At 41.8% G+C, this 13153-nt stretch carries 15 protein-coding genes; 10 read left to right on the top strand and 5 right to left on the bottom strand.

All coding sequences use genetic code 11. The annotated features are described in order from the left end of the window. The first annotated feature begins 20 nt into the window (after positions 1–20). From ICL16_RS35135 to murJ, 3 genes are all read left to right on the top strand, one after another. The gene (locus ICL16_RS35135; protein WP_202895884.1) at positions 21–1388 is read left to right on the top strand and encodes an LCP family protein; all 1368 of its coding nucleotides are present in this window, start codon (positions 21–23) and stop codon (positions 1386–1388) included. A 63-nt stretch (positions 1389–1451) separates the two neighbouring features. Then, complete coding sequence (locus ICL16_RS35130; protein ID WP_190836212.1) at positions 1452–1958, top strand: pentapeptide repeat-containing protein; 507 nt, start codon at positions 1452–1454, stop codon at positions 1956–1958. A 93-nt stretch (positions 1959–2051) separates the two neighbouring features. After that, complete coding sequence (gene murJ, locus ICL16_RS35125) at positions 2052–3668, top strand: murein biosynthesis integral membrane protein MurJ (protein ID WP_190836211.1); 1617 nt, start codon at positions 2052–2054, stop codon at positions 3666–3668. Positions 3669–3702: 34 nt separating this feature from the next. On the opposite strand, the gene ICL16_RS35120 is transcribed toward murJ, so the two are convergent. Next, positions 3703–4068, bottom strand: coding sequence for a substrate-binding domain-containing protein (locus ICL16_RS35120; protein ID WP_190836210.1), 366 nt, complete (start codon positions 4066–4068; stop codon positions 3703–3705). A gap of 451 nt (positions 4069–4519) precedes the next feature. Between ICL16_RS35120 and ICL16_RS35115 the strand changes: the two genes are divergently transcribed. Continuing rightward, positions 4520–4828 (top strand): TRADD-N-associated membrane domain-containing protein, encoded by a 309-nt coding sequence (locus ICL16_RS35115; RefSeq protein WP_190836209.1) that lies wholly within the window; start codon positions 4520–4522, stop codon positions 4826–4828. A 183-nt stretch (positions 4829–5011) separates the two neighbouring features. On the opposite strand, the gene ICL16_RS35110 is transcribed toward ICL16_RS35115, so the two are convergent. Genes ICL16_RS35110 through ICL16_RS35100 form a run of 3 tightly spaced genes read right to left on the bottom strand, consistent with a single transcriptional unit; the run spans position 5012 to position 6940 of the window. Continuing rightward, the gene (locus ICL16_RS35110) at positions 5012–5260 is read right to left on the bottom strand and encodes a hypothetical protein (protein WP_190836208.1); all 249 of its coding nucleotides are present in this window, start codon (positions 5258–5260) and stop codon (positions 5012–5014) included. After that, positions 5229–5561, bottom strand: a complete 333-nt coding sequence (locus tag ICL16_RS35105) for a DUF6972 family protein (RefSeq protein ID WP_190836207.1) — start codon at positions 5559–5561, stop codon at positions 5229–5231. Before ICL16_RS35105 ends, ICL16_RS35110 begins: the two co-directional genes overlap by 32 nt. A gap of 23 nt (positions 5562–5584) precedes the next feature. After that, complete coding sequence (locus tag ICL16_RS35100; RefSeq protein ID WP_238361096.1) at positions 5585–6940, bottom strand: DUF2252 domain-containing protein; 1356 nt, start codon at positions 6938–6940, stop codon at positions 5585–5587. Positions 6941–7037: 97 nt separating this feature from the next. Here ICL16_RS35100 and ICL16_RS35095 point away from each other — a divergent pair, with 97 nt between their 5' ends. The 3 genes from ICL16_RS35095 (at position 7038) to ICL16_RS35085 (ending at position 8852) form a co-directional block, all read left to right on the top strand. Next, entirely contained in the window at positions 7038–7187 is a 150-nt protein-coding gene (locus ICL16_RS35095; protein ID WP_190836205.1) for a hypothetical protein, read from the top strand. Beyond that, positions 7184–8488, top strand: a complete 1305-nt coding sequence (gene thrC, locus ICL16_RS35090; protein ID WP_190836204.1) for a threonine synthase — start codon at positions 7184–7186, stop codon at positions 8486–8488. Before ICL16_RS35095 ends, thrC begins: the two co-directional genes overlap by 4 nt. 88 nt (positions 8489–8576) lie before the next feature. After that, the gene (locus ICL16_RS35085; protein WP_190836203.1) at positions 8577–8852 is read left to right on the top strand and encodes a MoaD/ThiS family protein; all 276 of its coding nucleotides are present in this window, start codon (positions 8577–8579) and stop codon (positions 8850–8852) included. 145 nt (positions 8853–8997) lie between these two features. Here ICL16_RS35085 and ICL16_RS35080 read toward each other — a convergent pair whose 3' ends face one another. Further along, positions 8998–10317, bottom strand: coding sequence for an RNA-guided endonuclease InsQ/TnpB family protein (locus tag ICL16_RS35080; protein ID WP_202895883.1), 1320 nt, complete (start codon positions 10315–10317; stop codon positions 8998–9000). A 180-nt stretch (positions 10318–10497) separates the two neighbouring features. Between ICL16_RS35080 and tnpA the strand changes: the two genes are divergently transcribed. The 3 genes from tnpA to ICL16_RS35065 form a co-directional block, all read left to right on the top strand. Beyond that, positions 10498–10830 (top strand): IS200/IS605 family transposase, encoded by a 333-nt coding sequence (gene tnpA / locus ICL16_RS35075; protein ID WP_337907189.1) that lies wholly within the window; start codon positions 10498–10500, stop codon positions 10828–10830. A 132-nt stretch (positions 10831–10962) separates the two neighbouring features. Beyond that, positions 10963–11313: a hypothetical protein gene (locus ICL16_RS35070; RefSeq protein ID WP_190836201.1), complete on the top strand. Its 351-nt coding sequence runs from the start codon at positions 10963–10965 to the stop codon at positions 11311–11313. 302 nt (positions 11314–11615) lie between these two features. Further along, positions 11616–13153: two-partner secretion domain-containing protein (locus ICL16_RS35065; RefSeq protein WP_190836200.1), on the top strand; the 1538-nt coding region annotated here is incomplete at its 3' end.

Genomic DNA, 13153 nt, shown 5'->3' with positions numbered 1-13153 from the left:
TAGAACATTTGGATGCGGAAATGTCAGCAGAACATTTTCCTTCAGATGTTATTAGTAATGTCAGAACATCTACAAGTTCAATTCCTAGCCAGCTTTACTACAGGTTAGGGTTGACGATCCCGCGCTGGTTATTTTGGATACTCACTATTGTGGTGGGAACTACTTTATCGGGTTTACTGGTATCAACTTTGGCTCTGTGGACGCCGTTATGGAGTGATATAGATCGAACAGATGACGAATTGGATACAAGTGCAAAAGATGCACAAAATACACCACTGCCTAAAGATGTCTGGAGCAACATTTCTCAGTATCATCTGACACGTCCAATGAATATTTTAATTATGGGAATTGAACCAGTCCCTGGTAGCGTTGATGGTTCGGCAGAAAGTTATGCCGGACACAGCGATACTACACTGCTGCTTCGACCTAATCCCACTGATAAATCGCTCCGGGTACTGTCGATCCCCAAAGATACCATGATTACAATTCCCGAAAAGGGGTTAAATAAGGTATCTCAAGCTAATGCTCAAGGTGGCCCGGTTTTAGCAGCACGGGTAGTAAGTCGTACTCTTAACAATGCTCCTATTGATCGCTATATCCGTATTTCTACTAGTGGCTTGCGTCAGCTCATAGATCTGTTGGGAGGAGTTGAAGTCTATGTTCCTCAACCAATTATATTTAAAGACAACTCAGGGCAGCAGGTTAATTTAGTTAAGGGTTGGCAAACTCTTAACGGCGAACAAGCAGAAGTTTTTGTGCGATTCCGCGAACCAGCAATGGGCGATTTGCGTAGAGTGCAGCGACAGCAAGCACTGTTAGCCGCTTTACGTAATCGTCTCAATAGTCCCACTGTTATACCCAGGTTGCCACAAATAGTTCGTGTGATGCGCAAGTATTTGGACACTAACTTGAAGTTAGAAGAAATGATGGCACTGGTCAACTTTAGCTTGAACCTGGAGCGAGATAATTTTCAAATGACGATTTTACCAGGAGTTTTTAGTAGATTAAGTCAAGATCCCAATAGCTATTGGTTGGATTTGACTGGACGAGTTGATTTGCTCAGTGACTATGCTGGTGCGGGGATCGCTGGAATGCAAAGAATTGTTAAACCATTAACTAGTCTGAAAATTGCTGTTCAGAATGCTTCCACAAAACCGGAACTCACTGAAAAAGTTGTTCAGTCTCTCAAACAAAAAGGTTTTATCAATGTTTATGCTGTGCAAACTTCACCTGATCCCCAAAGAGAAACTAGAATAGTAGCACAAAAAGGCGATCGCCTTGCTGCACTAGAAATGCAAAAAATCTTAGGCTTGGGTGAAGTTCAGGTTGCTGCCTTCGGGGATCTACAATCTGATCTTACCATTCGGATTGGTAAAGATTGGAAGTAGCTCATGGCTAATGGCTAATCGCAATTAACAATTAGCCATTAGCAATTAACAAATAATAAAGTTATGAAAAAATTTATACTACGGTTGCTGAGTTTGATTGTAATTTTGGCACTTGCTTGTTTGTGGATATTGCTTAATCCCAATCCCGCTGTTGCTCAAGAAAAAACTATCAACTATAGCAATACAAATTTAGAAAATCGCGACTTTTCAGGTGCTGATTTAGTCGGGGCAACTTTTGTCGCTGCTGAAATGCGCTCAGCAAATTTTCAAGGTGCTAATTTAACTAACGCAATTCTCACCAAGGGAGTTTTGCTCAAAGCTAACTTAGAAGGTGCAAATTTGACAGGTGCTTTAGTTGATCGTGTAACTTTAGATAGTGCAAACCTCAAAAATGCCATCTTTACAGAAGCAAATTTAATACGTAGCCGCTTCTATAATGCCATAATTACAGGTGCAGATTTTACCGATGCTTTAATCGATCGCTACCAAGTATCATTATTGTGCGATCGTGCCGATGGTGTAAATCCCGTCACAGGCGTCTCCACACGCGACAGTTTAGGATGTCGGTAGAGACGCGATTAATCGCGTCTCTACATTTTTCCAAAATTTACCTGACAAACACCTCAATTTCCGGTTAAATGTTGTCAGACATCGCCATCTGATATGACACAACAAAAACCTTCTCGAAGCCTAGCCGGAATTGCGGGAATTGTCGCCGCTGCTACCTTAATTAGTAAAATCGTTGGTTTAGTGCGGCAGCAAGTTCAAGCTGCTGCTTTTGGTTTGGGTGCTGCTGCTGATGCTTTTAACTTCGCCTACACCATCCCAGGTTTCCTGCTCATATTGTTAGGTGGCATTAACGGACCATTTTACAGTGCTGTTGTCAGCGTCTTAGCTAAACGCAAAAAAGAAGAAGCAGCTCCTTTAGTAGAAACAATTACAACGCTGATTGGTGGAATACTCCTAATCGTCACAATTTTTCTAGTCATCTTTGCTCCTTACATCATTGACTTATTTGCACCTGGTTTAAAAGTGCCAGAAAAACAGTTAATTAGAGAAATTGCGATCCAACAACTCCAAATTATGGCACCAATGGCAGTTTTCTCTGGACTAATTGGTATTGGTTTTGGAGTTCTCAATGCTGCTAATCAATTCTGGCTACCTTCCATCAGTCCTTTGTTTTCCAGTGTTACAGTTATTATTGGTTTAGGTATCCTCTATTTGCAACTAGGTAGCAAGATTAGCACTCCTGAATACGCAATGCTGGGCGGAGCAGTTTTAGCAGGTGGCTACCTAGCGGGAGCAGTTTTGCAATGGATAGTACAGGTAATTGCTCAAACAAAAGCAGGTTTTGGTAGATTGCGACTGCGATTTGATTTTAATCAACCAGGGGTGAGGGATGTGATGAAAATTATGCTACCAGCCACCTTTTCTTCTGGAATGTTGCAAATCAACCTTTACACCGATTTGTTTTTTGCTTCTTTGATTCCGGTTACAGGAGTTGCTGCTGCTTTGGCTAATGCTTCGTTACTGGTGCAGACTCCCTTGGGGATTATTTCCAACGTGATTTTGGTTCCCCTATTACCAATATTTTCCCGACTTGCTGCTCCAGAAAATTGGCAAGAGTTAAAGTTTCGCATTCGCCAAGGACTTTTGCTTTCCGCTTTTACTATGCTACCGTTGGGTGCATTGATGATTACTCTTGCTGTACCAATTGTTCGTGTAGTTTATGAGCGTGGTGCTTTTAAGGTAACAGATTCAGCATTAGTTGCTTCTCTGTTAGTTGCTAACGGGATTGGGATGTTTGTCTATTTAGGGCGTGATGTTTTGGTGCGGGTGTTTTATGCCTTGGGTGATGGCGAGACACCTTTTCGCATCAGTATGATTAATATCTTCCTCAACGCTGTGTTGGATTACTTTTTAATTAAACCTTTTGGCGCTCCTGGCTTGGTGTTGGCAACTGTATTAGTAAATTTTAGTTCAGTATTAATGCTGTTATTTTTATTAAATCGTAAGTTAAATGGATTACCGTTAAAAGAGTGGATGTTGCCAATTTTAGGTTTAGCTGCTGCTAGTACTGTAGCTGGTACCGTCAGTTTTGCTACTCTCAAAGGTTTAGTCTGGCTTTTAGGACCTGATGGTTTGCTGATTCAGTTGTTAGAATTGTCTGTGGCTGGAATACTTAGCTTGTTGGTTTTTGGTGCGATCGCTGCATCAATGAGATTACCAGAAGTAGATGCTTTTGTCTCTCGTTTGCGACAGCGATTTTTGCCAAAATAGCTCATACTTTTTCGCACAGCTTTTGGCTTGATCACTATTTAGGGCTAAGTTTCCGAATAGGTGCAAAACCAGCTTGCTCTATTAGTTTTTGACCCTCAATGCTTAAGAGCAAGTTAGCATAAGCAGTACCAGCTTGTTCATCTAGACCACCGTCTTTTTTAATGATCACATATAGCTTCCGAGTAATTGGGTAAGAACCATCGGCAAAAGCCTGTTGATTCACTTGATTCATGTTTTTATTGCTGAAGGGAGGTATAAAAGGTTTGTCAGAATTATAAGCCAGCAGGAGAGATTTTATTGGTAGAGTCCTATGGATAACAACTTCTGAAGCTGTGGCATAACCAATTCCACCAGGAGTTTCGGCAACCCTTCTTAAAGACTCTGTTGTGTTTTTTACCACTTGAAAAGGACCGAAGTTCTTTTCACCTACCTATTTGAATTATGAACCGCCAAGACGCCAAGAGCGCCAAGAGGAGAAATACTTGTGTTTGCAAATCATTTAGGACTGCTATAGTGCTATAATTATGGTAAATATACTTATATAGTGTAAAAATTATCTGACTGTACGGGAAAATATTTTACCTATAATTATTAGCATAAAAATAACTAGTGGAAATATTTGTGCGCCTTTTTGCACAAAATCAGAATTAAATGCTATTTGTGCTTATATGACAGCGATACTTCTTCCCTTGTTTCCTCTTTAGTTAGCTGTTTAATTTAGATAGTTTTTTTACTCAAAATATCTCAAATTTGAGTAAGTGTGAGTTTTACTACTCAAACCACATATTCTCGGAAATTCAAGGTTAGAACTTAGATAAGCGCTTCAAACCTAGTTTTTTCAGGGAATGGTAATGAACAAACTACTCAAAACTAACACGACCACACAGAACTCAAGCAAGACTATTGCAACACAGTGGTACGAAGAACGCTCTAGACAAGCGAGAACAAGTTTTAATATAGCGATCGCTTTAGCAACAGCTACTGTCATCTTTGGTATTACAGCTGCTGTGTCAGTTTGCACGAAGAACGTACCAATTGCTACTGCAACAGCAGTCGTGGGGCTTACCTCCGGAGTTGCTAGCAAACGCTTGTTTCAGATATACGACAATACAAACAAAAAACTGGATGATGTCGCCAAGGAGCTATTGGATGATCAATAAATATGCTGACACAGTAACAAAAGTAGATTAATTTAAAAAAGTCAAATTGTTTCACCTAACTGGGTGAAACAATTTGACTTCTTGGAATGATCTAAAATATTTGAAATAAAATTTTGCTAAAAAATAGCTTCCAGTTGGAGAGATAAATTACACTTATGTACTAACCAAGTATAGAAAGATTCCTTAAGCTACCATTTTATCAGTAAGTCGTCCTTCGACTCGCTCATACTCATCTTCAAGTAACCAGAGTTTTGCCTCTTCATAAGTATCGCTGGAAAAAACCACTTGATAATTCTGAGTTGGATCGTAAATACAGATCCTACCATCCGCATCGCTTAGTAAAATTAGAACATAAGGAGGCGAGGCAGTCGGGTCTACCCACAACTCTGTAAACTCCCAATTATCTGCTAGGTTTTGTGCGGGGGATGACATGGTACTTGTTTCCTTTGACTTTCATTTCGGCGTAATAAAGTAGAATTCTGCTGCCATTGACACTGACACGATATCCAACGGGTTCGACAAAGTATAACCCATAACGTTCGTGTCCGCGAACGACTCCTGTGAACTCCCCTTTTTCTATGATTGCTTGAGTAACTACTTTTATTGTGGCTTCATCATTAAATACATGAGCGCTACCTTCTTTTTGAAGTAGCTGCTCCATTTGGGGAGTATTTGGTAAATGTTTGGCAACGTGTTTGGTGTCGAGAGTTAACTCGCGGTCAATTAGGCTCATTACCTGAGGAAGTAATCATTGAATTATACATTTTCCTCGATTACTTGAATACGCCCAGATTTTACCGCAGCTACAAGTGCTTGATGATCGCGCTCAGTTTGATCGGCATAGGCAACAGCAAAGTTGGCGATCGCTCGATCAAAACTATCACTTTTACCCATATAACCAGATATCATTACTGGATCACCAGAACGAGCATGAGCACGAGCTAGCGCCCACCCACATAATCCTGAGTAGCCAATTAACTCAGAAGCAGACAAATCTTCTATGTCAACAGCAACTTTCATATCCCGCAATTGTCGAACATAGAAATCATGCCCACGTTCACTTCTTGTCCAACCAAGGAAGATATCGCTAGCTGCTTGCATCAAACGTTGACCTGCAACTACGCGCTGACCATGATTTTGATATATACTTTTATTTATATAAGGTTCAAATACAGAATTGTTTGCCTCTTTCATTTGTAAGAATAAAGGTTCATTATCCTCTGCCATCAGCAGTGCGACAAAGCAGCGCGTACCTACACTCCCAACTCCCACCACCTTAATCGCAATATCCACTAAGCGAAAGCGATCAAGCAGAACATGCAAGTCATCTCTGACAGTTTGAAGATAAAGCTGGTAGACAGACTCTACTTCTTCCTCCAGGAGATCGTCTGGTGGTAAGTGATACATTAACGGTGGGTTTTCAGTTATCCGCCACTTTCCGTGCACCACTTCAGTTAATTTTGGCAATGCTTGGGCAGAAGTGCGTGTTAAAGCTTTTGCCACATAATCGACTCGTTGACGGTTATTGACATCAGGGACTAAATTATGCAGCGCCCTAGCATCAATGCGCGAGTACCATACATCCATAGCACCCATCTGAGCGTACTTAGCCATGTGTTCTCGATAAGAACAGACAGCGGTACGCGCTGCTTTCTCACAGTTCTTCGCAGAAAGGTTGATATGCCGCCCTGCAACAACTACGCTAGTTGCTAAACGTTTAATATCCCACTCCCAAGGAGCAGGCAGGGTTTCGTCAAAATCGTTTACGTCAAAGACGAGGTTTCGTTCTGGTGTAGCGTACCCACCGAAGTTCAATAGATGACAATCACCACAAGCTTGGACTTGAATTCCTGTGGTAGGAGTTGTTCCCAAGTCAGCTGCCATGACAATCGCTGCTCCACGCAGGAAGGTGAAGGGTGACTTGAGCATCCTTCCATATCGCAGTGGTACTAAATTGGGCAGTCTTCCCTGACTTGATTTCTCTAGTAAGGTGATCGGATCGAGGCGCTCTGCTGGGGGATTCCATTCGCCGTGGGATGAGCGCGGTACACCTTCACGCAACGCCTTCCCTGCTGCGTATCTATCAGTTGGCGATCGGTATCTTTCACTCAAAGATAAGATATTGTATTTAAATTTTGGCTTAACAAGCATTCTACATTTCTCCGCATCAAAATGCAAGACCTTATGTCGTTAGGACATCACTAACTACATGATCAAACAGCTGCATTCTGGATGCGATGCAAATATTTATTTTGCTACAGACAATCCCGATAAAATTTATCGGGATTGTTTGACGGGTATTTTTGCTCGTGCTACTATCAGGCAAAAGTTGACGGAAATACGGGGAGTAGTTTTATGACTCAGGCGACAACAACCAAAACCCAAGCAAACACTGGCTCGTTTACAGCACTAAAGTGTAAGGAGTGTGGCGCGGAATATGAACTTAAAGCCAGCCATGTTTGTGAATTATGCTTTGGACCGTTGGAAGTTAAGTATGACTACAACGCTTTACGTCTTACTGTCACCCGTGAAACAATTCAAGCAGGACCAAATTCAATTTGGCGCTACCGTCCTTTTTTACCTGTTGTCACTGACAATGTAATTGATGTGGGAACAGGGATGACTCCTTTGGTTCGCTCCCATCGTTTGGCACGTCGCCTGGGTTTAAACAAGCTCTACATTAAAAATGATGCGGTGAATATGCCCACTCTTAGTTTTAAAGATAGGGTGGTGTCAGTTGCACTTTCTCGTGCGCGAGAATTGGGTTTTTCTACTGTTTCTTGTGCTAGTACTGGTAATTTAGCAAATTCCACAGCTGCGATCGCCGCTCATGCTGGTTTGGATTGTTGTGTTTTCATCCCTGCTGATTTGGAAGCGGGTAAAATATTGGGTAGCTTGATCTACAGTCCCACCCTGATGGCGGTGAAAGGCAATTACGATCAAGTCAATCGCCTCTGTTCTGAAGTAGCTAATACACATGGTTGGGGTTTTGTCAATATTAATTTGCGCCCTTACTACTCAGAAGGTTCCAAGACTTTGGGTTTTGAAGTTGTAGAACAACTAGGTTGGGAACTACCAGACCACATTGTTGCACCTCTGGCATCAGGTTCACTATTTACAAAAATTTACAAAGGGTTTCAAGAATTTACAGAAGTCGGTTTGGTGGAAGGTAAGAACGTCAGATTTAGTGGCGCACAAGCAGAAGGTTGCTCTCCCATTGCGGCAGCATTTAAAGAAGAGCGCGACTTTATCAAGCCAGTGAAACCAAATACAATAGCTAAATCGATTGCGATCGGCAACCCAGCAGATGGGATCTACGCTGTAGAAATAGCCAAGAAAACAGGTGGTGCGATCGAATCAGTCACCGATGCGGAAATTATTGATGGCATCAAGCTGCTAGCGGAAACCGAAGGCATCTTTACCGAAACAGCAGGTGGTACAACCATTGCCGTATTGAAAAAATTGGTAGAAGCTGGCAAGATTGATCCAGATGAAACCACTGTGGTATACATCACCGGGAATGGTTTGAAAACTCAAGAAGCAGTACAAGGCTATATCGGTGAACCTTTGACAATCGAAGCAAAACTCGATAGCTTTGAACGTGCGCTAGAACGTTCTCGCACCCTAGATCGCCTAGAATGGCAACAAGTCCTCGTTTAAATATAAGTAAATGGTTAATCGTTAGCAGAAAAATCAACACCTAACAATTAACCATTAACAATTAGCAACTAACAATTAGCAACTAACAATGGCTGTAAAAGTATTAGTTCCCACTCCCCTGCAAAAATTTACGAATAACCAAGCTACCTTAGAATGTAGTGGTAGTACGATCGCAGAAATGTTCGAGTCTTTAGAACAAAGTTGTCCGGGAATCAAGTCGCGTTTATGTGATGACGCAGGGCAACCACGACGCTTTTTGAATTTATACGTTAATAGTGAAGACATCCGCTTTTTGGATGGGACAAAAACACCGTTGAAAGATGGTGATGAAGTCAGTATCGTCCCTGCTGTAGCTGGTGGTTGAACGAGTGTCACCCGTTTACGCAGCGTTTGGGCTACAAGGAGTTTCCCTACGTAGGCGACTACGGTTCAAATAGAAGCGCAGCCGCCTAGTACAGAACGGTAGTATAATTTGTTAACCTTTGAACAGTTTATTGACACTCTCAGGTCTAAAGACACTGAGATTCTGCTGACAGAGTAGATTGGAGCAGAGGCTTCTTACTCGAAACGTGCCACAATCTCACTCTCGCTACGGTCGTCAAAGACCGTCTACCCAAGTCACTTAGGTCTATGCCTAAGTTTCCGGCTACTTTTCTTAAAATGTTCGCTGCACCGTTTAAATCGGCATTGACAACTGAACCATTTGCAGTACGGTACAAACCACGTGGAAATCTTTTACCAGATGCTGTCCAACCCTCTGGTTTTTCACCATAAACGGGTAGAGTGTCTCCATCTAAATAGCTTGATTTTGACGTGTAAGATTCCTCAGTTTTTTGGAATCTAATACCATGCAAATCACACAATTGTTTTAATCTATCTTTTAACTTACCTAATGGCATTTGTACGAATTTTTGATTTTGAACTCGTCCAATGTTCGCATTAAGTTTAAATCCTTCATTCCACCCTATTACTAATGTTCCAATGCCATATTTTAAGCAGTGGTCAATAACTAGCTTTGCGGCTTTGTTAACGCCATCACGCATTTGGTGATTACGCTTACGGGTAACACGGTCTAGCCAACTGTCCCAGTATGCTTGGGGTTTACCTTCTTTACGTGTCGCTACTTTTTTGTTCCACAACTGATTCATTGCTTTCATTGCGCGAGCATCAATTAACAAGGAATTACCCAAAGTATCAACACATGAGGCTAGATTATCTGCTGTTCCTAAGTCAATAGATAAAGCTTGATTAACGTCTAACTCGTGCTTTTGTGGTGCTACTTCGTAAGACATCTCAACATAAAAAACTCCATTCTTAGGAAGAATCGTAAATTCTTTCACCTTGGAATAATCAAGATTTAAAGGCATTGGGAGGAAAAATTCAGATATTCCAAACCATCTTCTAATTGTCAATCCTAAAGAAAATCTAAGTTGCCCATTAACAATAGTTGGTTTTTGCGCTCCTGAATTAGGGTAAGCAACTTTATATAGTTTTGACCCCGTTAGATAATTTGGTACTTGTGGCTTAAAGTGCAACTGACCTTGAAAGAATAAAATTCGCAATTCTTTAAAGGATTTGAACGCTTGTGTTACTGACATTAATGTCTGCTGCATCGGCGTTGATGGCATCGATTGAGCAACTAATGTTTTTGCAACAGTTGGCTCAAAAGCTATATCATACTTGCCACTTAGAATCTTTCCTGTTTTGAAAAAAGTCTGACGTGCAAAGTAAACTGCGTTATTGTACAGCTTGCCAGACTGTTGACAGAGATATTCTAATAACGCCTTAGTTTCTAGATCAGGAGTAAGCAAAACTTGCTGTACTCCCATAGTTTTCTTTGTTTTAGCCATTGGTTCGACCATCCATAGCTTTGTTGAAATCTAGATATTAATCGACTACATTAGAGTTGTCAACAGATATAGAGAAAAAGACAAAAAATCATGTTAGTACAGGAAGACTACAAGACCAACAACCACGTCAAATTTTTAGTTAACTACCATTTTGTGTGAATTCCCAAGCGTCGGAAAAAAGTTTTAAAAGGCGAGATAGCGACAAGGACAAGGCAAATTTTTGCAGAGTTAGCCATAGAAAAGGGGTGGGATATTCTTGCGTTGGAAGTTGCTCCTGACCATATTCACCTATTTGTCAGCGTGAAGCCTACGGATACCCCACATCTCATCGTTAAAGCGTTCAAAGGACGTTCTAGTTACTATCTACGTAAAGAGTTTCCTGAGTTACTAAAGTTACCTTCACTGTGGACTAGTAGCTATTTTGTTAGCACTGCTGGAAACGTTAGTAGTGAGGCAATTCGGCGTTATATCGAAGACCCACACCACGGATAAGACAAATACCACGGCGGTTAAAACCGCACGTGTCGCTTCCCTAGAGAGGGCTAAAGCCGCGCTCGTTTCCCGCATACCGAGTATTTCTATGAGGAACTGGGAAAAATCCAAGCAATTAAGGAGGAATAAACAATGGAGGCTGATTATCCAAAGTTAACCTTTAAATACGGGTGGGATGATAGAGATGATGAAGAAACTTCGATGAAAGGGTATAGAAGTGATGGTGTAGTTCAGAGTGCAGAGGGAGAAATGTATCCCGTTTACTTTATTGATCCTATTCGCTTACAGCAAAACTTGGAAGCAGAAGATGAATTGGGATCTGCTTTTTTGGCGGAACCTGGATTAATTATCTTACCCGAAGTTACCCGTGAAGCGATGGAAAATGTGGTTAGACAATTGTGGGAGCAAGGTTACTTTGAGTGTCTTAAACCTTTAAAACCAGAGGCAGAAGAAACTAAAGAAAAAACAAGGGCAATTGCCTAAATAATGTTTATACCTCCTAATATTCTAGGTCTAAGTATGTTAATAAATTTATTGTATGATTAGTACGATTCCATCAAAGGCAAGTATCGTCTGCACGCACAAACTCAAAACCTAAATCCTGGAAATTCTGGAGGATCATTACTAAACACAGATAAGTGGCGGAAAAAGACGATATTTCTCCAAAAGATTTTAATACTAGAATGACTGTTACTCAGCATGAAAATTGGGTATACTATGTGTTCGTAGTGTAACCTTGTGTGACCTTTATTTAGCAAACTGTTGTTCTAGGTGGGGGTGCAATTTTGGGCGGGAAATTATGCTCAGGCTGTTTACTGGTAATAGGTGGTGCGATCGTCTCCGTCGTGTCTTTGAAACTTGTCTCTACAAATTGCGCTCTTGCCCAAATTACCCCGGATAGCACTCTACCCAATAATTCCACCGTTAAACAAGAGGGTAACACCAGAAATATTGAAGGAGGAACCAGAGCAGGTAGCAACTTGTTCCACAGCTTTAGGGAATTTTCCGTTCCTACTGGTAGCGAGGTACACTTTAGCAATGCTACGGACATTCAGAACATCATCAGCAGGGTAACGGGTGGGTCAATTTCTAACATTGATGGGATAATCCGCGCTAATGGTACAGCTAACCTATTTCTGATTAACCCAAATGGGATTATTTTTGGCGAAAATGCCAGCTTGAATGTTGGTGGTTCGTTTGTTGCAACGACTGCGAATGCGATCGGGTTTGGCAATCAAGGTTTTTTCAATGCAACGAATCCGAATACTCCTTCGGTGCTAACGGTAAATCCTTCAGCTTTTTTCTTCAATCAAATTGCGGCTGCGCCGATTCAAAACAACTCAGTAGCACCAGCAGGATTAGAGCCAGGAGGCTTTCGGGCATTTGGTCTACGTGTTCCTGATGGTAAAAGTTTACTGCTTGTAGGTGGCAATATCAACATGGATGGCGGTGAACTGAATGCTTATGGTGGTCGAGTTGAGTTGGGAGGATTGGCAACAAGAGGAACTGTCGGGCTTCTTTTAGATGGCGATAATTTGAGCTTGAGCTTTCCTGCTGATAGTACGCGAGCAGATATATCTCTTGTTAATGACGCTCGTGTATATGTAGAAGCTGCTGGTGGCGGTAGTATTGCAGTCAACGCCCAGAATCTAGATATTTCGGGAAGAAGTGTCCTCAGCGCTGGTATTAGGCGAGGATTGGGGTCATTTGGCGCTGTTGCGGGGGATATTGCGCTTAATGCTATAGGGGAAATAAAAATTGTAGGAAGTGGTGTCTTCAATATTGTGCAATCACAAGCAGATGGCAATACTGGTAAAATTGACATCACAGCAACATCACTGCGCCTTTCTGATGGCTCTCTACTTCAAGCCAGCACCAGTGGACAAGGGGATGCAGGTAGTGTAATAATTGATGCGAGGGGCAATGTATCTTTTAATAACGGCTTTGCTCTCAGTACAGTACAACGGACAGGAAAAGGTAAGGGCGGGGACATCCGCATTAGCGCTGAGAGTTTGTATGTGACCAATGGCGCTCAACTTCAAGCCAGTACCAGTGGGCAAGGAGATGCAGGCAGTGTGATAATTGATGCGAGGGGCAATGTCTCTTTTGATGGTACTTCTAGCGATGGTAGATTTACCAGCGCTGCTTTCAGCACAGTACAACAGACAGGAGTAGGTAAGGGCGGTAACGTCCGCATTAGCGCTGAGAGTTTGTATGTGACCAATGGCGCTCAACTTCAAGCCAGCACCAGTGGGCAAGGAGATGCAGGCAGTGTGATAATTGATGCGAGGGGCAATGTCTCTTTTGATGGTACTTCTAGCGA

This window comes from Iningainema tapete BLCC-T55 (assembly GCF_014698965.1).
Taxonomy (GTDB): domain Bacteria; phylum Cyanobacteriota; class Cyanobacteriia; order Cyanobacteriales; family Nostocaceae; genus Iningainema; species Iningainema tapete.
Note: the sequence above shows the minus strand (reverse complement) of the source record. Positions and strands in the feature narration are given on the sequence as shown.